The 19,940-nt window shown below is 41.3% G+C and carries 26 protein-coding genes; 9 read left to right on the forward strand and 17 right to left on the reverse strand.

The features are described from left to right. Positions 1–59 precede the first annotated feature (59 nt). The 15 genes from B3D59_RS18355 to B3D59_RS18520 form a co-directional block, all read right to left on the reverse strand. Complete coding sequence (locus tag B3D59_RS18355) at positions 60–986, reverse strand: site-specific integrase (RefSeq protein ID WP_349676904.1); 927 nt, start codon at positions 984–986, stop codon at positions 60–62. Continuing rightward, positions 952–1,308, reverse strand: a complete 357-nt coding sequence (locus B3D59_RS16245; protein ID WP_286822162.1) for a helix-turn-helix domain-containing protein — start codon at positions 1,306–1,308, stop codon at positions 952–954. The genes B3D59_RS18355 and B3D59_RS16245 overlap by 35 nt, the downstream gene beginning before the upstream one ends. Before the next feature lie 210 nt (positions 1,309–1,518). After that, positions 1,519–2,142: a TraX family protein gene (locus tag B3D59_RS16250; RefSeq protein ID WP_286822163.1), complete on the reverse strand. Its 624-nt coding sequence runs from the start codon at positions 2,140–2,142 to the stop codon at positions 1,519–1,521. A 145-nt stretch (positions 2,143–2,287) separates the two neighbouring features. Next, positions 2,288–2,749: a hypothetical protein gene (locus tag B3D59_RS16255; protein ID WP_286822164.1), complete on the reverse strand. Its 462-nt coding sequence runs from the start codon at positions 2,747–2,749 to the stop codon at positions 2,288–2,290. Further along, on the reverse strand, positions 2,749–3,090 hold the full coding sequence (locus B3D59_RS16260) for a hypothetical protein (protein WP_004070471.1): 342 nt from the start codon (positions 3,088–3,090) through the stop codon (positions 2,749–2,751). The genes B3D59_RS16255 and B3D59_RS16260 overlap by 1 nt, the downstream gene beginning before the upstream one ends. Positions 3,091–3,195: 105 nt before the next feature. After that, a complete protein-coding gene (locus B3D59_RS16265) occupies positions 3,196–3,423 on the reverse strand; it encodes a hypothetical protein (RefSeq protein ID WP_286822165.1) in 228 nt (75 codons plus the stop codon). Between the two features lie 227 nt (positions 3,424–3,650). Further along, positions 3,651–5,033, reverse strand: a complete 1,383-nt coding sequence (locus B3D59_RS16270; protein WP_286822166.1) for a type II secretion system protein GspD — start codon at positions 5,031–5,033, stop codon at positions 3,651–3,653. Further along, positions 5,030–5,989 carry a zonular occludens toxin domain-containing protein gene (locus tag B3D59_RS16275; protein ID WP_286822167.1) on the reverse strand — a complete coding sequence of 320 codons (960 nt, stop codon included), beginning with the start codon at positions 5,987–5,989 and terminating at the stop codon, positions 5,030–5,032. The genes B3D59_RS16270 and B3D59_RS16275 overlap by 4 nt, the downstream gene beginning before the upstream one ends. Before the next feature lies 1 nt (position 5,990). Continuing rightward, on the reverse strand, positions 5,991–6,233 hold the full coding sequence (locus B3D59_RS16280) for a DUF2523 family protein (protein ID WP_286822168.1): 243 nt from the start codon (positions 6,231–6,233) through the stop codon (positions 5,991–5,993). A 91-nt stretch (positions 6,234–6,324) separates the two neighbouring features. Next, positions 6,325–7,722, reverse strand: a complete 1,398-nt coding sequence (locus B3D59_RS16285; protein ID WP_286822169.1) for a hypothetical protein — start codon at positions 7,720–7,722, stop codon at positions 6,325–6,327. A gap of 74 nt (positions 7,723–7,796) precedes the next feature. Continuing rightward, positions 7,797–8,081, reverse strand: a complete 285-nt coding sequence (locus tag B3D59_RS16290) for a hypothetical protein (RefSeq protein ID WP_286822170.1) — start codon at positions 8,079–8,081, stop codon at positions 7,797–7,799. A 15-nt stretch (positions 8,082–8,096) separates the two neighbouring features. Continuing rightward, positions 8,097–9,392, reverse strand: a complete 1,296-nt coding sequence (locus B3D59_RS16295; protein ID WP_286822171.1) for a hypothetical protein — start codon at positions 9,390–9,392, stop codon at positions 8,097–8,099. An 86-nt stretch (positions 9,393–9,478) separates the two neighbouring features. After that, positions 9,479–9,970, reverse strand: a complete 492-nt coding sequence (locus tag B3D59_RS16300) for a hypothetical protein (protein WP_286822172.1) — start codon at positions 9,968–9,970, stop codon at positions 9,479–9,481. 1 nt (position 9,971) lies between these two features. Then, positions 9,972–10,157 carry a hypothetical protein gene (locus tag B3D59_RS16305; protein WP_286822173.1) on the reverse strand — a complete coding sequence of 62 codons (186 nt, stop codon included), beginning with the start codon at positions 10,155–10,157 and terminating at the stop codon, positions 9,972–9,974. Positions 10,158–10,162: 5 nt separating this feature from the next. Next, positions 10,163–10,390, reverse strand: coding sequence for a helix-turn-helix domain-containing protein (locus tag B3D59_RS18520; RefSeq protein ID WP_414646543.1), 228 nt, complete (start codon positions 10,388–10,390; stop codon positions 10,163–10,165). 127 nt (positions 10,391–10,517) lie between these two features. On the opposite strand from B3D59_RS18520, the gene B3D59_RS16310 reads away from it, so the two are divergent. The 3 genes from B3D59_RS16310 to B3D59_RS16320 all read left to right on the forward strand — a co-directional run bounded on the left by B3D59_RS16310 (position 10,518) and on the right by B3D59_RS16320 (position 12,134). Further along, entirely contained in the window at positions 10,518–11,033 is a 516-nt protein-coding gene (locus B3D59_RS16310) for a helix-turn-helix domain-containing protein (protein WP_286822174.1), read from the forward strand. 71 nt (positions 11,034–11,104) lie between these two features. Then, entirely contained in the window at positions 11,105–11,860 is a 756-nt protein-coding gene (locus B3D59_RS16315) for a retropepsin-like aspartic protease family protein (RefSeq protein ID WP_286822175.1), read from the forward strand. Between the two features lie 25 nt (positions 11,861–11,885). Beyond that, the gene (locus tag B3D59_RS16320) at positions 11,886–12,134 is read left to right on the forward strand and encodes a hypothetical protein (RefSeq protein WP_286822176.1); all 249 of its coding nucleotides are present in this window, start codon (positions 11,886–11,888) and stop codon (positions 12,132–12,134) included. Positions 12,135–12,601: 467 nt separating this feature from the next. Here the strand turns inward: B3D59_RS16320 and B3D59_RS16325 are convergent, their stop codons facing one another. Together B3D59_RS16325 and B3D59_RS16330 are read right to left on the reverse strand one after the other, a co-directional pair. Further along, positions 12,602–12,826, reverse strand: coding sequence for a type II toxin-antitoxin system HicB family antitoxin (locus tag B3D59_RS16325; RefSeq protein WP_286822177.1), 225 nt, complete (start codon positions 12,824–12,826; stop codon positions 12,602–12,604). Further along, complete coding sequence (locus B3D59_RS16330; RefSeq protein ID WP_286822178.1) at positions 12,826–13,080, reverse strand: type II toxin-antitoxin system HicA family toxin; 255 nt, start codon at positions 13,078–13,080, stop codon at positions 12,826–12,828. Before B3D59_RS16330 ends, B3D59_RS16325 begins: the two co-directional genes overlap by 1 nt. A gap of 915 nt (positions 13,081–13,995) precedes the next feature. Here B3D59_RS16330 and B3D59_RS16335 point away from each other — a divergent pair. The 6 genes from B3D59_RS16335 to B3D59_RS16360 form a co-directional block, all read left to right on the forward strand. Continuing rightward, positions 13,996–15,411, forward strand: a complete 1,416-nt coding sequence (locus tag B3D59_RS16335; RefSeq protein ID WP_286822179.1) for a radical SAM protein — start codon at positions 13,996–13,998, stop codon at positions 15,409–15,411. Between the two features lie 153 nt (positions 15,412–15,564). Next, positions 15,565–16,230, forward strand: coding sequence for a hypothetical protein (locus tag B3D59_RS16340; RefSeq protein WP_286822180.1), 666 nt, complete (start codon positions 15,565–15,567; stop codon positions 16,228–16,230). A gap of 195 nt (positions 16,231–16,425) precedes the next feature. Beyond that, on the forward strand, positions 16,426–17,460 hold the full coding sequence (gene pstS, locus B3D59_RS16345) for a phosphate ABC transporter substrate-binding protein PstS (RefSeq protein ID WP_286822181.1): 1,035 nt from the start codon (positions 16,426–16,428) through the stop codon (positions 17,458–17,460). A gap of 82 nt (positions 17,461–17,542) precedes the next feature. Further along, positions 17,543–18,520 (forward strand): phosphate ABC transporter permease subunit PstC, encoded by a 978-nt coding sequence (gene pstC / locus B3D59_RS16350; protein WP_286822182.1) that lies wholly within the window; start codon positions 17,543–17,545, stop codon positions 18,518–18,520. After that, positions 18,517–19,395 carry a phosphate ABC transporter permease PstA gene (gene pstA / locus B3D59_RS16355; protein ID WP_286822183.1) on the forward strand — a complete coding sequence of 293 codons (879 nt, stop codon included), beginning with the start codon at positions 18,517–18,519 and terminating at the stop codon, positions 19,393–19,395. The genes pstC and pstA overlap by 4 nt, the downstream gene beginning before the upstream one ends. A 33-nt stretch (positions 19,396–19,428) precedes the next feature. Further along, on the forward strand, positions 19,429–19,940 hold a 512-nt coding region (locus tag B3D59_RS16360; RefSeq protein WP_286822184.1), incomplete at its 3' end, for a phosphate ABC transporter ATP-binding protein.

Raw genomic sequence — 19,940 nt, forward strand, 5'->3', positions numbered from 1 at the left:
TGGGAGCAGGATGTCGGAGGTTCAAGTCCTCTCGCCCCGACCAGCACGACTTAAGGCTTTCAGTGTTTTTGCTGAGAGCTTTTTTTATTTTTGGTTGCGGATTCTGGTTGCGGGTTTTCTTTTTTTGGCTCAAATCTCCCAGATATGGAATCCATAGCGTTTTCTATGGCACCATCCAGCTTATGAAGATATATTTCAGTTGTCCTGGATTCTGAGTGACCTAAAATATTCTGAATCGTTTTCGTTGAAATTTTGGGATTGTCAGCCAGGAGAGAAGCCATAAGGTGCCGCAAAGTATGAAATCCAAAAGAAGGATTTATGCCGGCTTTTATACAAAGCCCTTTCATAAATTTTGGACGATGCTTAAAACGATCATTTGTTTTTTCATTAAAAAACACCCAAGTATCTTGTTTCCGATTCTTCCACATTTTCCATAAGGTGAAATACAATTCATCGTTGATGGTAACGGTAACAGCCTTGTATGATCCACCATAGGTTTTTCGGGTCCATTTGGTTAAAAGCCGTTTCTCAAAATTGATGTCTTCCCAGGTTAAGCGCAATACTTCGTCAATTCGGGCCAAAGTATGAAGCAGAACGATTAACAAATCTTTTTCATCGGTTTCCGGATTTGCAGCCAAAAGAAGTTTTATAATATCCTGTTCCTGGGGAACCCGTTTCCGGGCTACGGAATGAGGAAGTTTTTCAATTTTTTTTACCGGGTTTCGATCAATGGATTCAAGAACATTTTCTGCATAGCTGAACAAGGATGACAATTCTTTACGGTGAACATTGTAATTATTATTACTTGGACGGGAACCCAAATACTTTGCAATAATTTCCGGAGTAATTTTTAAAATGGGAAAATCATCACCACCAAGGAAACGACCGAAGGCCACAAAAACACTTTTTTTGTATTTCCATGTTTTTGAAACATGACGCCGTGATGAAAAATCAAGATACAAATTGCATAGCGTCAAGTAACCCATGCCGGTTGAGATCGGATCTTTTTTTAAATCTTCCTTCCTTTTTGCCCGAGCGGCCACCGCTTCCGTCTTTGTCTTGAATCCCCTGGCCGCATAAATTTCGTTTTGATACTGAAAACTGTAGCACCAATGCTTCCGCGTCTTGTCCTTCCATAATCCCATAAATTACCTCTTGCCTAAAGCGCCAAACCCCAATACCACCAGGCTTGAAGCCACCTAATTTTTTCAAATGTTTATAGACGGTATTTTCTGAAATTTGCAATAATTCCGCGACATCGGAAGGGGTTAATAACTTGTTTCTGTTGTGTTCAGGAGATTCTTTCATCTTTCATCCTCGAAGCGCGGTTACAGTTCTATTAATTATTTTTTCTTCTTTGAGAAATGCCCTTTGGCACAATCCGTACAGCAATAATGCAAATAGGTGTTGTAATCAATTTTGCCTGACATATATTCATACTCAAGCTTCGTTATGCTGCTTTCACCGCTTTTCTTTACCAGACGGTAAAGGTAATTTTTCAATTCTCGTGGGTTCATTTTATGTCGGGTATCTAATCGAATTGATGAGAATAATAATTAAAAAATGCCCAGGATAAGCCACATAATAAAAACACTTTTGAATCGTTTTAGGTATCCGGGGACCCTGGTGGAAGCTGGGGGAATACATGAGGGCAACGGAAACCGGACCGAACAAAACATAAAGGGAGCCGGATAAATAATAAACAAAAACATAAAAGGCGATCATAACGCCCAGGAGAATCCCCGGCCGAGGGTGAAAAAAATAAATGGCAAAGACTATGAAAATATAGATTGATACAACGTTGGAAAAAACAAGAAGCAGAGTCAAATAAAAAGCATGGAAGCCGTACCGCTCATAAAGAACAAGAATAATCAAACCGAAAAGCAAGGTATACAGATCATTGAGCCTATGCAGATCCGGGAACAAGATATTAAAAAGCGGCTGAGTCACACAGGCACAAGTAACCAGGGCAATAATATAAAGCTGAAGGTCATTGGTATATTTTAGGCCCTGGGTAATGAAGTAAGCAAACAAGGGAAAAGAAAGGGCACCCAGGGAGCGCATTATAAATTCATGTTCCGGGAAAAAGAAAATAGCTGAATGATCAATCACCATTGTTATGAAGGCAATAAGCTTAATCAATTTTTAGAACCCAAGCTCATTGAATATGTAATCAATCTAAAAATACAGAAAGAAAAGGCAATCGTAACAATGGGAATGCCGATATAAGTCACGATATCACCAATAAAAAGGGAAAGGTCAAAACCTTCAGGTAAAGAAATCATTTTTAAAACCTCAACGATAGGCCCAAAGCCAGGGCATTGCATGAAAGAGCACCAATAATAAAAGAAATACTCTTTGACATTAAATCAGAGATATCCGTGGTCTGAACGTAATCAACCCAGCCTGGATTTGAATCAAGATCCGCGACATCAACAACAGTACGCTGATAATAGGCTTTATTCACCAAGTCAATCTGATTGGAATCCGATGTCATATATGATTGTCCATCCACCATGAAATAAATTGCCCCTGATTCAACCCGGTAAAGATCAACTGGACCGGTACTGATGACAGAGGCATAGGATTGAGTATTTGATAAAATTATTAAAAAAAACAAAATGCCTATTGAATGAAAACGAGAAGAACCAATCCGAAGGGCTGATATGATAGCACGCAAAATGATACCAAAAAGTAACGAAATAACTACAAGGCCAAAACCGTTACCAAATGCCTCTAAATCAATCATTATTTATATCCTAAAGATTTCATTCTATCATCGTAAATTTCATCAAAAGATTCTGCATAACGTTCTCCCCGCACATCCATTAAATTGGATCGGTATTCCTCTTTCATCAAAGGTTCACGCCAAGTACCTTTGGAAGACTGCCAACGATTGAAAGAATTTTTAGCCGCAATTTCATTATCAGTCATACCGATATTTAAAAATTCTCGAATTTTGAAATAGGCAAAAATAATAAAAATGAGAGAAACCATGCCGAGAAGCATCACAGAAATATCATTCGCAATAAAACTTTGAAGTGAAATTGTAATACTATCAAAAAGTAAACTTATTAAATCAGTTTCCATAAAGCACCTTTAAAGCATGGTATCAAGCACATTATATGCAGCAAACGGACATGCCCAGAGAATAAAGGGAAGGGGGAAAGAAATCCCCCAACCCTTTAGATGAAATTAACCTTTACCCATGGTACGCCGAATATACCTGTAGGCAAGGAAAGCCAGGTTAATGGTGACAAAAGTGGTCAGGATCGTAAGAACCTGGGTATTGATAGTGTCAATGTTAAAAGCCGTCCAGAGATCCGCGATGGAAGGCGTGGCAAGTGCCATACCGAACATACCAAAAAAGGCGGAAAAAATGGACGCAGTGAAAAACTGAGAACGAGTGACGAGATTCTTCATAACAAAACTCCTTTTAAAAAATTAAAAAAAATTAACGAAAAACTTTAACAAGCAACCCAAGACCCACAACAATTATCAATATGGTGATAATGCCAGCCGCCGCCGTGTTAACGTCGGTTCTGATACCATCAAACATAGTTGATGAAATTAAAGAGGTATATCCGGTTGTTGCCAAAGCACGACCAGTGATCCCAAAAAGGACCAAAGATACAAAGATGAGGATTCGCTTAAGAAAAGACATAGCGTATCACCTCACTATTAATTAATATGGAAACCGAAAATTGCATAGTTTCCTGATTATCAAGACCAGTCTTTAACCAACTTAAAGAGGACCTTGATACACTTCCTTTGTTATACTTCAAACCGCCAATCAAGGTGGTTTCACCAGCACGAAAAACAATCTGATTATCAATTTTCCGAATAGATATCCGCGGCTGCCTAACGAGGTTCGGCGCCGTGCCCACTTCAAGAAATTCAATCAGGCTTTGGATATTCCCGGTAAACTGAGTTGAAATGATGTTCCCGGAAACAGACGGTTTAAGCTTTAAAATAAGACCAGAAGAAACCGTATCAAATTCGTAACCCTGGGCAACGGTATCCGATGAATCATTAATAGATGAAACGGTAATTTCCTTCACATAGGGAATTTTTTCGGAAACGTCGAGTTCGGCGGTGGACCCGTTTAAAACAGAGATCCGGGCAGATTGAAGGACAGAAAAATCTTTTAATTCGTCCAGGGATTCAACAACGGATTGAAGTGATAGATGGCCACCACCAAGATTAAGAGAAAAGCCGGAATCTGAACCAGTTACAGAAAAATTAAGAGGGTCTTCATATATATCTGTCAAACTGGCTGTTAATTGGGACCAATCAATCCCATGCTTATATGTATGGCTGTCCTGAGATTCGAGGATCATGATATCAAAAACAACAAGGGTAAGGTATGGATTATTCTTGAAGTAATCATAGATAGTCAAATACGTATAGTAATCGGTATTGAATACGATCCGCGAAGAAAGTTCATCGTAAAAAGACTCCTGAACACCGAAAGAACTTAATAATTTTATCAAGTTTTCCTGGATGCCCGGCATAACAACCTTCACATACGCCGGAGAAGTCTTGCGGATGATCAACACCCCTTGTTTATATTTAAAAAACAAACCATGACTGATTTGCAAGGATTGCAACAAAGTTTTAAGAGTGCCATGGTAAGAAGGCATGGAAACCGTTTGAAACTTAGGTTCTTGTTTTTTCTTAGAAACAGGACCGGAAGACGGGGACCCGGGAAGAGAAGAATCATTTTGTTCTGTGTTATGCTCGACGGAACAACCGATATCAGCCACAATATTTATGCCCTGACCAATAAGGATCTGAAAAAAATCACAAAGTGAAACCGGAGATATTAAATTAATAGAAACTTTAATATCGTCCGGAATCTTATCCAAGTCATCATCAAATTTAATAAAATCCTTAACAAAAACCTCCTTTATACTGGACTTATTACGATGAAGGTCTAAAGGCTTATGCTCATCATAAACAGGCACTTTAAAGGACGGTTGAACACAACCGGCACAAAAAATTAATGTCATTACAAGATAAAAATATTTCATTCAATCACCAGAACAGAACCGTCAATTTTTGATTTCAGAATTCTTTTTGAATTAATAATGCCAACGACTAAATAATCAGATAAAGGATTATCTGACTCAGATAAAGACTCGTCGTCCGGACCAATATGATTATCTGACTCAGATAAAGACTCGTCGTCCGGACCAATATAAGGTGGTTCATAATCAGCAGGTACGTGAACACTTGCCTCTTGTCTTTTCTCTTCAATAGAATCCGCAATGGCTTGGGTGCCAAAAAGATCACCGCTTAACAGGGTTGACTGACTTAAAAAATAAAGAAAAAGGCCAAGAACCAGGGGAATAGCGTAAAATATAGGGTGCTTCAAAATGTTGGCAGGTTTTTCAATGCCAATTTCTTTGATACCATTTGTAAAATAACTTTTGTAACACTTAAATATTTTGGGATCATAGGTACAAGTTTTCTGCCCAACTTGATCAAGAGTGGGGCCATAATAACAAAACCGAATATATTTTTTCTTAACCAGGTTCCCAAACATATTCAATTTCTTATACCGATAGGTAAATTCAATCAGAGACCTAACAGAACTTTCAATACGTTCAACGTTTTGGGTTATAAGAATCAGGTCGACGCCCTGGTGACGATGTTCGCTTGCCCACTTTCCGAATTCTCTATTCTCTTTTTTCTGCCAATCACGGGAATTAAAAAAATTCTGGGCTTCATCAATAATAATCAAATCACCAGGTTTTATATGGTTCCAAAATTCAGTTACCTGATGATCCTGGAGAGTAACCAGGTTTTCTTTAAGCTGGCTGTCATCAAGGTTAAGGAAATGCTTTATAATTTCCTGTTTTTCTTCCTGATCCGGACCGGAAATATTGGTCAAAATGCGTCTACCCTGGGAAAGATTATCCAAGAGTTTACGCATGGCATCATAAGTTTTACCGGCTCCGGGAAGGCCCTCGTAACAAGAAATCATTTTAGACCCTTGTGAATGCTGCGGGGATAAGGTTAAGGGTCAAACGGATCAGGCAGGCCGCAGCCAACATGGTAAGACATTGGGCAATATTCAATTTATAGAGGATATATAAAATCTGATCCGGTAAAACATTCCAATTTCCGAATGAATCAAAGGCCGTCACCTGAGCAAAATCAATGGCTGTAATAATGGATTCAATAATGGAAAAGAATACATCCAGAAACAGATAAAAAATTTCTGACAAAAGATATAAAATGCCATCAAGAACCCAATTGAAAAAATCGGTTAGCATTTCCCAAAAATTAGAACAGAAATCTATTATCTTATTAATCATATTACCCCTTTTTCAGCACAAAAATTTTAAAACATGAAAAGCTTGTCAATAGGAGAAGAACTGAACGCAAAATATTCCAAATACTATCGTAATTTGAATAATCTATAGTCGCAGTTTGATCAGTTGATAATCCCCATTTTCCGATATTCACGGTTTGTATAGATGAACCTGAACCGGATGGACCGGTAAAAATGCCAAAAGGAAGGCTAAAAAGGTCTGACCCTTTTAAAGTGGCTATGAACAAATCATACCTGTCAGAATATTTAGTTTTAACTGAAGTTAAGGTATCTGTTTTGTCCAAGGAAGCAAGATTATCCGTGATGGTAGTGTCTATTGTCTGACCGGAATCTATCAACTTATCATTAACGGCCTGGCCTATTTCATCAGCAGTAGGAATTGTTCCAGTCTCTGATCCGACTGAAAGAGCACCTCCACCAAATTTGACAGCATCAACGCCGGATTCAACATTTTTAATATTTTCATTAATTTTAGCGAGAAGATCATTCGAAACACCAAGATATTTTTGAATATTGTCTAAATTTGTGTTTGTTGCTGAAGTATTCTTAATGATCTTATCAAACCGATCTGAGTCTACATCATTTGAATTCGGTTGTTCTGAAGATGTTGGTTGAACGGTTGGTGTAGGCGCCTTTGTCTGATTATCTTCAGCATTCCGATAATCTTTGAAAGGATTGGTAGAACCAGGAATAAAGGTACCGCTATCTTGAATCTCAACAGGTTCATTTTTTTTGATGATATTTAAATCATTAATATCTAATTTTTGTAACGACGTGGCAAGGTCTTCTCCTGTCTGATAGGTTATAAGATCACCGGTAACAGATTCAATGGTATAGCCTTCAAAATTAGTAGGCATTGTGCCAAACGAATATTGATTCCCTTTATCATCTTGGATAATACCGGCAACGACTTTATTATTTTGATCATAACAGACCGAAACAATGCCAGCTTTATAAAGGGAAGAATCATCGGGATAAAGATCAAAATCATCCGGTATGCCATCTCCATCAGCATCCGGAGTATTGTCACAAATTTCGACAGGGCCATTAAAGAAATAATAAAAAATTTGAGCTTCTTTAGGAGAGCCAGAAGGAACTAATAATTGTTTATAAGCTGAAATCCAACCGATACGAACGCCAGAGACATAAGAATTACCCGTATAAATCCATGATCCATAAGTATAAACAGTATTGTCAAGAGAAGCGTAAAAAGAACTACGAGCAGCAATAGCCAACGAAGAATTATCATAATATTTGCCAGGCGAAACAGTATCAAATTGAGATTCAAAGGTTGAAGTATCTAAGCACTCAGCAAGGACAAAAGGCAAAAAAAAGATAAAGGGCAAGAGAAAACCAAACAAAAAATATAATAATTGTTTCATTTATCAAACCTTATAAAAAGGACAGACAATAAAATATCTGCCCTAATTATTAAGGAATTACCGGCGATCATGGATTAATTACTTTCCTGCCAGTAAACACGGCCATTGAATTCCTGAAACGTGATGGAATTGGAGTAAGGTGTCATCTCAAACGAATCATCATAGATTTCCTTGGAAACCCTGATTTTGAGAAATTTCTCAAGGCCTTTAACGGCAACCGACAAGTGATAGGTTTCATCACCCTTGGAAGTGGTACCGGCGATCTTTTCCATAATCAAACCTTTAACGGATAGGCCCATGGGGATACCCTTCATAGGAAGCACTTTTTTTTCTTCTGACTTTTCTGCAACTAAAGACATAATTTAATTTCTCCTTTACACATAAGTTTTTGATAAATTTAAACTGTTACGGTTAAAAACGATTTGCATTTTTTCATAAAGTTCATCTGTGTGATGTTCAATACGATTTCGTAATTCACGCCAAACAATAGTTGACGCATCTATAGCGACATCTTTAAAATCATCCATACTTTCAATTGAAGCGGCTACCGCCGAAGTCAGGCAGCCAATCCCTTGATCAATTAAAGCTTTGACATTGACATATTGATTCTTTTCACGATGCCGCCAGAAATTAGGATTTTCTGCATTAAAATCAACTAACTGTACAAGTTGCCAAAACGGAGAGATAACAGCATCCCGGGACTGATGATTATTTGATCGATCAACCTCAGTTTCACAATGCTTGGCCCAAGATTTGGAAGAATACCCCCAAAGGCCATTTAAAACGCCCTGAAGATCATCCACAGTATCAATTTGATACAAATCCTCGGTTTTGAATTCCTTCAATGCTTCACGCCGAAACTGAAACTCTACACGAACAACGGGTGTTTTTTTATCATCAGACACTAACCCCCATTGCCGATTGAAAAAATCAGTTTTAGCCGTTGCCTGCTTAACGTTCAGTTCTTTTCGCTTATCGTAAATCCGGCACATCAAATCACCTTTGCCTATTGAGATACCGGATACCGACCGACCAACATAATGAACATGGGCATCAATGGCCCTGGTGATCCATTTTTCAATATTGTGCAAATCCAAATCTTGAAAATTGATATTCACAAAGTCTGTGGATAGATCCACACGGGTAACATGATGTTTTTTAATAGAGATATCGCAGGATTTTAAAAACTTTTTGATATCTTCAAAAACACTGAACGCCCCGGGATGGTGTGAAGACATTGAACCAATTTCAATAAGGCAGGTAGGGAAATTCCCATGCACAGACCTTTTATTGAAATAGATATGAGTATCGGCCATTGATATATGATAAGTGAAAAACCGACGCCCGGACCGGTGCACATTCCATTGAGGTGAAAAATAAGTAAAGGGTATGCACTCTTTTTCAAATTCTCTGGCAACTTCACGGGACTTTTCAATTTCTTCTAAAAGATTTGATCCAGACAAATCCGCATAAACTGAAAGATGCAAGGTATCAATGTTAGAATAGACGGTTTTTAAACTGGCTAATTGGGGGGTACATGTTATAAGGGCCTGTACCCCCTCACTGGAAAGCCCCTGCGCTTCGCGCATGGGCTTTCCAGTGAGGGTCCCCCCCAGGGGACTTCCATCAATTGATTGACAATTTTTATTCAAATCTTTAGACTTAGACATGTAAAGTTTCCTTGGTTGGAGGTTTTACAGTTCGGAAAGGTCAATAGCGGCAACTATTGGCCTTTCATTTTTATATGTTAAATAGCCTATGAAAATTCAGAAAAAAGGTCCATTTGCCGGTGGGTATCCTTCAAAGTGCCCTCATGAACTATCCACAATGCAGCTGCCTTGAATGCATCAAGTTTGGACCCATATTTTTTAGACAAGAATCTTTTTAGACTTTTCGATTGAGCCATATAACAATCACAAATATCACTCCAACGATATTCTAAAATTTCAGCTTGAACGATATTACCTATATGCATTGACATAGATCCGATAGGCATACGTTTAGCCACATCATCAGGAATAGTTGCTTGATTCTCCATCACATAGGGATTGAATTCAAAATGATCTCTACCATTAAAACGATACCAACCTTGTCCAAATTTATTATATTTTATGATGTCGTCATAATCAGAATAATTCCGGATAGCATCATCATGAAATTCATGCTCCCCGAGGGGATCAGAATAATAGCTATCCGGGTGTTCATCTTTGCAAACACAGGGATATTCTCCGCAGTCTGGACAATACATTTTAAACCGCCTCAAAATGAAATGATTCGTCTATGCGTTTTTCAAGGATGGGTAACAGAACTTCTTTGATAGCCGCCTTCATTTCTTCATCAAGTTCGAATTCTCCGTATGATGTATTTAACGAATAGACAGAAGGAAGCTGCTTTGCTATTGCGTATGAAAAACAATAAGATGATATTTCAGACATGTGTTTTATCCTTTCTTTATTTTTTTGCACTTTATTTGCGCGAATACTCGTTTAATGTCATCAGGTGTTGCATTCTTCCACTGATGGATTGTGCGGCATGGGAATAGTTCGGACAGGCGTTTGGCCAGGGGCCAGGAGACCGACCGTTTGCCGTTAAGAAGTTTGTTGACATATGTTTTGTCAACTGCACCAATTACAGCAGCTATGTCATTTTGTGTAATCATGGTTGTCATTTTTATACTAATAATGACAATAGTCAAGTGAAAAGTGACAATTTGTCAATATTATATATAATAACCTGTCTTTATTGACAATAATGTGAATTTAAAAGGCTACATTAAGTGTGTTATGTTAATTATTATGGATAATGAGCCTAAAATATTTGCTGCGTGGCTGAAAAAATTTATAAAAGATGACAAAAAAATTACAGCCAAGGCACTTGCAAAAAAAATCAATTGCGACCCAACAACAATATCATCTTATATTCGGGGTAGGACGCAACCGGGCTACAACGTTCGGAAAGCTATTTTAGAGGTTACGAAGATATCTCATGAACAAATGATGACAGAAGGAAAGGAGATATTGGCAAAACCAACGCATAATGAACCTGAAATTGAAAAAAGATTATCCGAATTGGAAAAAAGACTAAGCCAAAAAGAAGAATGTCCGAGAACAGATATAACAACAGAACGCCACCGCCAGGTTATAGAAAGATTCCGTCAGAAAGAGTTAGCTTTAAAAATAAACGAAGAGCTTGCAGAACTCGAAGACTTAGACAAAGACAAACTTCTGTCTGTCCTTGATTATATTCAATATCAAAAGAAAAAAATCATTGAAGAATCATCAAAAAAGAGAACATCAAACGGAGAAGAATAATTGCCTAATCATACCCTTTACCAGAAAAAAAGGCCAAAAAAAATAAAACCGATCGAAATTGAAAGATAAAAATGGATAGATCATTTAGAGACGAATATCCCGAATATAAAGAATACGACAAGAAAAAAAAATTCCCGACATGGATATTAATCATAGTTTGTTTGATTATTAGCGGCCTTCCCGGCTACCTATTATTAATACAAAACAAAACCACATTTAATAAGCTTTTCGGAGAAACTAAGACCACCACGCAGCCAACCCCACAGAAAATCCTATTTTATCGGAAAACACCGAACATAATTAAAGCACCCAACATAAATAAAAAACATCAAGATACGACCGAAAAAATATACTCTTGGACGGATGAAACCGGAATTAAGCATTTTTCCAATGTTCAACCTTCCCAAACTATCAAAAACTTAACAACAACTAAAACCGTATCAAGCAATGAAGATTCCATAATCATTAGAAATAACCAAATATTGATTCCCGTAACATTAAGTTATAACAAAAAAAGAACATCAACTTTTCTCGTTCTTGATACAGGAGCATCAATCACAACCATCCATGATGATTTTGCAAATTTTTTTGAACCAATCCAATACAGAAAAACAGTATCAACTGTTGCGGATGGAAGACAAGTAAACACAAAGACGACAACCTTTGATTATATTTCAGTCGGTCCCTATACCTATGAAAATATGCGTGTTGATATTATTCCATATGAAAAACAATATAAAATATCTAACGGCCTTTTGGGTATGAATTTCTTAAAGCACTTCAAATACCAAATAGACTATAAGAAAAAAGTCATACGATGGCTATAGCCACTTAAACAAAGGAAAGGATAAATTGGAAAACGGAATATTTGAACTTTTCAAAACAGGAATATTGTCAACCTTAATTATTGGAATTTCAGTCATTAGTTTTAATATCGCAATATGGTTAATTCTGCGACCAGTGATATGCTGGTACTTCAAAATAAATGAAAAAATTGAACTGCTTTCAAAAATTCTCGACCTGCTTGAAAAACAAAATATGAATCAAAAATTAAAAATTAAAAATATGACAGAAGACGACAGTCGTTGGGCACCGCGTTAAAAAATATAGGTAAACACGAAAAACTTATGGCGACTAGCGCAGATCACCCAAACAGTTTAATGAATTCGACTGGAAAAATTTAAAAGCAGTCTGTAAGGAGAAAATAGGATAGCACCCAGGGAGAACAGAGTATGGGAGCAGATTCGGATTGAGAAACAGCGCGGGCACGACTGGGGGCGGAAGAGATAGCCACCTGGAACAGCGCAATGGCCCAAGGCCCAAACTGCCCAGGTTATCCCCGTTGGTGTGTTGGGGATCTCCGATGGCCCTGCCGGGAGCCCGCTTGCGCGGTGCCAAGAAGCCTCGATGATACCAGGACAGGTAGGTGATGACTGGAAGGGGATCGCCGCCAGGGGAACCCCGGCGGGGAACTGGCCAACGGGAACCCTATAGGGATGATCCCACCGCACAGCAGCCAGAAGGGAACCGAGAATTCAGTCACTAACCTATGCAACAGAAATCATGTATCACGCAAATTGTGCTTGATAAATGACCGGACGATATTTAGGTGGTGGTATTTTCTTGCCTTCCATTTTAGCGCTTTCAATCCAAAGAGCTTTCGCTTTTTGAACTTCAAGTAATGCCTCATTAGGAGTGTCTCCAAATGCAGAACACAATTCAAGATCCGGAATGTCGGCAATATAGCCACCATCATCATCAGAATAAAAAATGTTTATATGATAATCACGCATTATTCGTTATCCTCTAATTTCAAATTGTGCCTTTCAACAAGTTTTAAAAATTGACGAATCTGATATGTTTTTGCCTGGCCTTTAACATTTTGAAGATTAACAAGTTCCGGAATATCTGGCCGAGTGAATATGTGATGACTTCCATCAGTTCTTGAAAGAATAAAACCAAAGCCTTGAACCAAGCTTTCCATGTCAGAAAATCGTATATTTTTAGAGCCTGTAAGTATTTTATTGAGAATTTTTTTTCTATTCATTCTTCTTTATATAAAGCATATGAACAAAATATGTCAATAAATCAAAAAATCAAACGTCATCAGCTTTTATTGTCGATAGCCACAATGGAAAGGATATCCTCAAAACATGTTAAAAAATCAGAACAAAATTTATGAGTTTAGCGCATGTTTAGCACCTACGAGGAAAAGCCTTATGAATATAGATGAAATGTAAAATACAGATTTACAATGGTTGCGGTTTTGGTTGCAAGTTTTATCCAAAAATAGACAAAAAAAAGAAAGTATGTGGGGACCGACGTCTTGAAACAAAGGGTTTTTAGGGCTTTTACAACAATAGCAACGGCTTTGGGAGCAGGATGTCGGAGGTNNGTTCAAGTCCTCTCGCCCCGACCAGTAAAAATAGCCTTTCGGACGATTCCCAACAAAAGCGGTTTTTCCTAAACGAAATTTCTTCAGACCACCCGACCTTGATAACAAGCCTTTTCCGATACTTTACAATCAAAACATTTCATGGTCGCAAGGTGAGCGCATCAAGGTGATTCAGAAAAGAAAAACAGATTACCGATAGGGCTACACGCCCGCCGATGCGGGCTCTAATAGGTTTCAAAGAGCAAAGAGTTTTCCTGCTTGCGGCCAGGTTGGTTCACGGGTCCGAAACCTTAACGGCAACGAACTATAAATTCCTAAAAAATTATAAATAGGAATTATTCTGTCTCATCTATCAACCTTCAAACCATTCCACTTTTTTAATAAAAAAAAACAGTTGTTAAAAAATCAAACGGTTAAAAATAAAACACACTTGATTCATCTCATGGCACCTATCCTGCATAATGTTCCCGTGCTTTTCAATGCAAAGGGCTCGAAAAAATACATTCCGCAGAGTTTATGCCGGATTTATTTCTTCCGAGGCCCTACGTAAAACAAAGGAAAAACTCCATGGACATGGCCGCTCAAATCCACAAAACCCGCAAAGCGTTCCCGGATCTTTACCACACCATGCACTGGCTTTCCCCTGGGGCAACCAGCGCTGCTGAAGCCCTGCGAAGAGAACTGCTTGATGAGATATCCACCCACACCCAAGCCAGGTGGGAGTTTGCCGGCACCAAACTGTATACCCACGCCCTATCCCCGGGCTGTGCCCTGTGCGGACAAGGAACCTGGTCATGCCTGTTCATAAACGGCATCTGCAACGCACGATGTTTTTACTGTCCATCGGAACAAAAAGACCCGGGGCCGCCAATGACAAGTTCAATTGAATTTGAACGGCCAAAGGACTATGCAGACTATGTAAAAAAATTTGGCATCCGGGGCGTGGCGTTCAGCGGCGGAGAACCCATGATCAGCTTTGACCGGATCACCCGTTTTTTAGATCTCCTTGGCCGGGATGCGCCTGATCTTTCCCATATATGGATGTATACCAACGGCATCCTTGTCACCACAGATCGCCTGAAAATCCTTAGAGACAATGGCCTTAAGGAAATTCGTTTTGATTTGTCCGCCGTGGACTATGCCCTGGATAACCTGAAAAAGGCCGTGGGAATCATCCCCATTGTAACGGTGGAAATCCCGGCAATCCCCGAGGATCTGGAACGAACAAAGCCCCTTCTCAAAACACTTGCCGACCTTGGGGTCAATTATCTCAACCTTCACCAGATCCGGTGTACCCATTTCAACCTGCCCAAACTGATTCAGCGAGGCTACACATTTTTGCATGGTCCCGGGGTGGCTGTGCTTGAAACCGAGCTTACGGCCCTTGAACTTATTCAATACAGCCTGGATAATAACATAAACCTGCCCATAAATTATTGCGCATTCACCTATCGCCAGCAATTCCAGAAAGCTGCGGCAAGGAAACGAAATGCAAATCTTATCAAAAATGGGTGGGAGGACATTACACCCACCGGATTTATCCGAACCATGACCCTTTCAGGAGACTTAAGTTCTGTCAACAACATTTCAAAATATCTTGAAACAAAAGGTAAAAAAGGAACAGACTGGACCACCGACAAAGAGGGCATTACCATCCCCGGGAGCCTGTGGCCCAACGGCCTGGATCTTTCAGGCTTGACCCTGACAGTGAAATACCATGCCACGGCCTTGCGCGCTGCCCCGTCAATGCGCTACCCGAATATACCGATTCAACTGAATCAAGACAGGCAGGTCATTATCGAAAAGGACAACCAGCAGCAAAGTATTCAAATTGCCGGTCCAAAAATTCCTGGGTTTGCCAAGAAATTTCTGTACCCACAGGAACCTCATCCCAATCAGGCTGAATCCGACCTTGATCTTGAATTGGAAGAAAAAATTTGCAGTTTTGAAAATTTTTCCCCAGGCCTTGCCCCCTATTATTAACGACCTGTTAAGGACCGTTAAGAATTGAACCTGCGCCTTGACAAAAACCGAAGGCCTGCTCTACTGTAGCCATAACCCATGGCTCTCACAGCAGGCAGAACAAATACAGCTCTGGCTGCCCGTATCTGTTGACCATTACAACTTGGTGAAAAAATGCCTGCTAAATTCAGGATTAATCTTGAGGGCGTGGAATATTATCTTAGGACGGTTCAAAAAAATTTCGAACATATTAACGACAGCCTGGATATGCGCCGGGAACCCATGCGCAATGAAATTGTCGAAAACATGCTTGCCGGCTACCGTTACATCAACACCCTGCTTGACCAGGATTTAAGCTTGGTGGAGCAGGACGGGCTGCACCATTTCCTTGAACTTAACCATATTGTCTTGTGCGGGGAGGACTTAAAAAAAAGAAAGGATTTCCAACAACACATCCTGGCCACAAGCGACCGGTTTTACAGCCAGAAGGAATTCTGCATCAAAGACCTGCGTTCCTGGGCAAAGAATCATAAGCATATAACTCCCTGGAAACGCGCCGCCGGCCTATATATTCTCCATGTCAGCCAGCCCCAGCTCTTTTTTGAAGGCAACCACCGGACCGGCGCTCTTTTGATGAGCAGTATTCTTGTCCGTGGCGGCAAGCCCCCTTTTGTTCTGACGGTGGACAATGCCAAAGCATATTTTGACCCGTCAAGCCTTGCCAAAGCTACAAAAAAGGATATGATGGGTAAATTATATAAACTGCCAAAAATAAAAAAGAAATTTGCAAAGTTCCTTGAAGCCCAAGCCAATCCGGAATTGCTGATCCGGCCGTTTTGACGCCTGCAAAATCCTTGAAATCTACGCCTAAAGAGCCTTTTCTCCTCCTGCTGTTTTGACTTACAAGCCCCTCATCAAATCTTAACAAAATCATAACATTTCAAGAGTAGTAATAAAGTAGTAATGTTGATCGTGTTAATTCTTAACCCTTAACCCAAAAGTATAGTTTGAAATGTTGACAATTAGGAGAATCAAATGAAACTCAAATCTTTACTTAATGTTGCTTTATCCGCTGCCGTTGCAGCATCCTTCATGATTGCGGGCTCCGCAACTGCAGCGCCAATCAAAATCACCGGTGCCGGCGCAAGCTTTCCTGCACCAATTTACAGCGAATGGTTCAAAGACTTTGCCAAAAAAACCAATGGCGAAATCAAAGTGGATTACCAGTCCATCGGTTCCGGTGGCGGCATCAAAAACTTCATTGGCCACACCGTTGATTTCGGTGCCAGTGACGCAGCCATGAAGCAAAGCGAAATTGATGAGGTACCCGAGGGTGTTCAGCTGCTGCCCATGACCGCAGGTGCGATTGTTATCGCCTACAACCTGCCCGGCATTGACGGACTCAAACTGCCCCGGGACGTATATCCCGAAATTTTCCTGGGCAAGATCACCAAATGGAATGACGCCAAAATCGTTGCTGCCAACCCCGGCGTAAAACTGCCTGATACCCCCATCACCGTTGTTGTGCGTTCTGACAAATCCGGAACGACCTTTGGTTTCACCGGTCACTTAAGCGCCATCTCTTCTGATTTCAAATCTGCTGTAGGCCAGGGCACAATGGTTCAGTGGTCCGCCGGCAACATGGTAAAAGGCAAAAAAAATGACGGTGTATCTTCCGCCATCCGCCAGACGCCTGGCGCCATCGGTTACACCGAATACGGTTTTGCCAAGCTGAACAAACTGCCCACGGCATGCCTGGAAAACAAAGCCGGCAAATTTGTATGCCCCGGACCTGAAGGAGGTGCTGCGGGACTTGCCAACGCTGTGCTGCCCGAAAACATGATCGTGTTCATCGACGATCCTGAAGGCGATACATCCTACCCCATTGTAACCTTTACCTGGATGATGTTCTACAAAAAGAATAAAAGCGCAGAATTGGCCGAAGCGCTTCGCAACATGGTTGAATACTGCCTGGATGAAGGTCAGAAAATAGCCGACAAAGCCGGTTATATCCCCCTTCCCGAAAGTGTTGTAGAAAAAGTTAAAGCCGCTTCCAAAAACATTCAATAAGATTTATCCTCTTACTTGATCAGGGGCACTTTCATGATTAAAATGAAAGTGCCCTGTTTCTTATTCCGGAGACTAAAAAAAAATGGCCGACAATGAATCTTTGGGTAACATCGGTGGCAGGACATTATCCAAACCGCCCACCCCGGGAGACATTTTTTTTGACAAATCATTCAGGTTTCTGACCCGCGCCTTTACCTGGGCCACCATTTTCCTGCTGGCCTTCATCGTCTATAAAATCGGAGGGGAAGCGCTGCCGGCTTTTTCGGATCTGGGAATCAACTTTTTGTTCACCTCTGCCTGGGATTCAAGCGAAGATTTGTACGGTCTTCTGCCCCAAATATGGGGAACACTTTACAGTTCGTTTCTTGCCCTCATCCTTGGCGGTTTTTTCGGAATCACCATTGCAATATTCATTACCCAGGATTTTCTTCCATATCAAATTGAAATTACATTAAAAAATATTATTGAACTGCTTGCCGCCATCCCAAGCGTTGTTTACGGGCTGTGGGGCATTTATGTTCTGGTTCCCCTGATCCGTCCCTTTGCCAATTTTCTGCACGAGTATCTGGGCTGGATTCCTTTTTTTTCCACCCGGCTTTCGGGCCTGGGCCTTCTTCCGGCAGCACTGGTGCTGTCCATCATGATCCTGCCCACGGTTGCAGCCATTTCCCAGGATGCCTTCAAAGCCATACCCCATAAAACCAAGGAGGCGGCCTTTGGCATGGGCACCACCCGCTGGGAGGCCATTCTGCTGGTTTTGCTGCCCACGGCATCCGGTGGTATTTTCGGTGCCCTTGTACTGGGGTTTGGCCGGGCACTTGGTGAAACCATGGCCCTTGCCATGCTTATCGGCAGTATGTCCACCGTTACGCTGTCCGTCCTTTCCCCGGCAGACACCATTGCCGCCCTTCTGGCCAACACCTTTCCCGAAGCAGATCGAGGACTTGAAACCGGCGCGCTGATGTATGCCGCCTGCGTACTCTTGCTGATTACCCTGCTCGTGAATATTGCAGGTGCTGTCATTGTTGCCAAGACAACACAGGGAGGAGATAAAAGATGAGCCAGACCGGCCTTGAACACCCGAAGTTGGAACGGCAGCCCATGGAGCCAAGGGCGCTTAAATCGATCATTCTAAGCGCCATCACCATTGTCTGCGCGATCACAGCATGTATTCCCTTATTTTCAGTTCTTATCATGCTGTTCTACCGGGGCGGCAAGCGACTGACCTTTCAACTGTTCTACACCCTGCCGCCAGGTGCTTTTGACAGCGCCGGGGTCGGCGGATTCGGCAATGCCATCTTGGGTACCGCTTTTATGGTGGGTATTGCCGGTTTGATCAGCGTCCCTTTTGGCATCCTGGCAGCAATTTATCTGGCAGAACTTGACCCCTACAGCAAAATTTCCGAAATTGCCAGATTCTGCGCAAAAACCATGACCGGTCTGCCATCTATTATTGCCGGCGTTTTTGCCTATGCTATTGTTGTCCTTGTCATGGGTCATTACTCTGCATGGGCCGGGGGCATTGCTCTTTCCCTGCTGATGATCCCCACCGTCATGCTCACGGCCGAAGAAGCCATTAAAATGGTGCCCAACCCCATGCGCGAAGCAGCCTACGGCATGGGGTGCACCCCGGCCCAGAGCCTGATAAAGGTCATTTTACCCGTTGCCATGCCAGGCATCATCACAGGTGTTGTCCTTGCTGTGGCCAGGGCTGCCGGAGAAACGGCACCGTTGCTGTTCACAGCACTTTTTTCCGAAAGCTGGCTTTCCCCCAACGATCCCACGGCATCTTTGGCCGTACTGATCTACAACTGGTCATCCAGCCCCTATGAAAATCTTATTGAACTGGCCTGGGCCGCATCGCTGATCCTCGTTGTACTGGTATTTATCCTCAACATTCTCAGCCGCACCATTGGTGGTAAAATAAAACGATAGCTTTAAATCATGAACAAGGGAGTATAAACGCCCATGGAAGCATTAAAAGAAATAGATGCAAACGAAACCTATGAAAACGACCTGCCGACGGATGTTGCATTGGATTGTAAAGCCGAACGAATTTATTACGGGGATTTCCTTGCTGTCCGGGACACCCACGTACCCATCAAAAGAAACCAGATCACCGGCTTTATCGGGCCTTCCGGCTGTGGTAAAAGTACGGTGCTTAAAAGTATCAACCGCATGAATGACCTGATCCGGGGGTTCCGGTTTGTGGGGGATATTCGTTTCCACGGAGTCAATATCTATGCCGCCAATATCGACCCCGTGTCGGTTCGTCGCAACATCGGCATGGTGTTCCAACAACCCAATCCCTTTTCAATGTCCATCTTTGACAACGTGGCATTTGGCCTGCGCTTGAATCGTTATAAAGGGAACATGCAAGAAAAGGTTGAAAAGGCCCTCAGAAGTGCTGCCCTGTGGAAAGAGGTAAAGGACAAACTTAAAAACAACGGACTGTCCCTTTCCGGCGGCCAGCAGCAGCG

This window comes from Desulfobacter sp. UBA2225 (assembly GCF_002348205.1).
Lineage (GTDB): Bacteria > Desulfobacterota > Desulfobacteria > Desulfobacterales > Desulfobacteraceae > Desulfobacter > Desulfobacter postgatei.

What these genes read in the sequence shown, in the direction of transcription:
- B3D59_RS18355 (WP_349676904.1), bottom strand. Translation starts at nt 986, where the DNA reads ATGGGTTACTTGACGCTATGCAATTTGTATCTTGATTTTTCATCACGG.
- B3D59_RS16245 (WP_286822162.1), bottom strand. Translation starts at nt 1,308, where the DNA reads ATGAAAGAATCTCCTGAACACAACAGAAACAAGTTATTAACCCCTTCC.
- B3D59_RS16255 (WP_286822164.1), bottom strand. Translation starts at nt 2,749, where the DNA reads ATGATTGATTTAGAGGCATTTGGTAACGGTTTTGGCCTTGTAGTTATT.
- B3D59_RS16260 (WP_004070471.1), bottom strand. Translation starts at nt 3,090, where the DNA reads ATGGAAACTGATTTAATAAGTTTACTTTTTGATAGTATTACAATTTCA.
- B3D59_RS16265 (WP_286822165.1), bottom strand. Translation starts at nt 3,423, where the DNA reads ATGAAGAATCTCGTCACTCGTTCTCAGTTTTTCACTGCGTCCATTTTT.
- B3D59_RS16270 (WP_286822166.1), bottom strand. Translation starts at nt 5,033, where the DNA reads ATGAAATATTTTTATCTTGTAATGACATTAATTTTTTGTGCCGGTTGT.
- B3D59_RS16275 (WP_286822167.1), bottom strand. Translation starts at nt 5,989, where the DNA reads ATGATTTCTTGTTACGAGGGCCTTCCCGGAGCCGGTAAAACTTATGAT.
- B3D59_RS16285 (WP_286822169.1), bottom strand. Translation starts at nt 7,722, where the DNA reads ATGAAACAATTATTATATTTTTTGTTTGGTTTTCTCTTGCCCTTTATC.
- B3D59_RS16290 (WP_286822170.1), bottom strand. Translation starts at nt 8,081, where the DNA reads ATGTCTTTAGTTGCAGAAAAGTCAGAAGAAAAAAAAGTGCTTCCTATG.
- B3D59_RS16295 (WP_286822171.1), bottom strand. Translation starts at nt 9,392, where the DNA reads ATGTCTAAGTCTAAAGATTTGAATAAAAATTGTCAATCAATTGATGGA.
- B3D59_RS16300 (WP_286822172.1), bottom strand. Translation starts at nt 9,970, where the DNA reads ATGTATTGTCCAGACTGCGGAGAATATCCCTGTGTTTGCAAAGATGAA.
- B3D59_RS16305 (WP_286822173.1), bottom strand. Translation starts at nt 10,157, where the DNA reads ATGTCTGAAATATCATCTTATTGTTTTTCATACGCAATAGCAAAGCAG.
- B3D59_RS18520 (WP_414646543.1), bottom strand. Translation starts at nt 10,390, where the DNA reads ATGACAACCATGATTACACAAAATGACATAGCTGCTGTAATTGGTGCA.
- B3D59_RS16310 (WP_286822174.1), top strand. Translation starts at nt 10,518, where the DNA reads ATGGATAATGAGCCTAAAATATTTGCTGCGTGGCTGAAAAAATTTATA.
- B3D59_RS16315 (WP_286822175.1), top strand. Translation starts at nt 11,105, where the DNA reads ATGGATAGATCATTTAGAGACGAATATCCCGAATATAAAGAATACGAC.
- B3D59_RS16325 (WP_286822177.1), bottom strand. Translation starts at nt 12,826, where the DNA reads ATGCGTGATTATCATATAAACATTTTTTATTCTGATGATGATGGTGGC.
- B3D59_RS16330 (WP_286822178.1), bottom strand. Translation starts at nt 13,080, where the DNA reads ATGAATAGAAAAAAAATTCTCAATAAAATACTTACAGGCTCTAAAAAT.
- B3D59_RS16335 (WP_286822179.1), top strand. Translation starts at nt 13,996, where the DNA reads ATGGACATGGCCGCTCAAATCCACAAAACCCGCAAAGCGTTCCCGGAT.
- B3D59_RS16340 (WP_286822180.1), top strand. Translation starts at nt 15,565, where the DNA reads ATGCCTGCTAAATTCAGGATTAATCTTGAGGGCGTGGAATATTATCTT.
- pstS (WP_286822181.1), top strand. Translation starts at nt 16,426, where the DNA reads ATGAAACTCAAATCTTTACTTAATGTTGCTTTATCCGCTGCCGTTGCA.
- pstC (WP_286822182.1), top strand. Translation starts at nt 17,543, where the DNA reads ATGGCCGACAATGAATCTTTGGGTAACATCGGTGGCAGGACATTATCC.
- pstA (WP_286822183.1), top strand. Translation starts at nt 18,517, where the DNA reads ATGAGCCAGACCGGCCTTGAACACCCGAAGTTGGAACGGCAGCCCATG.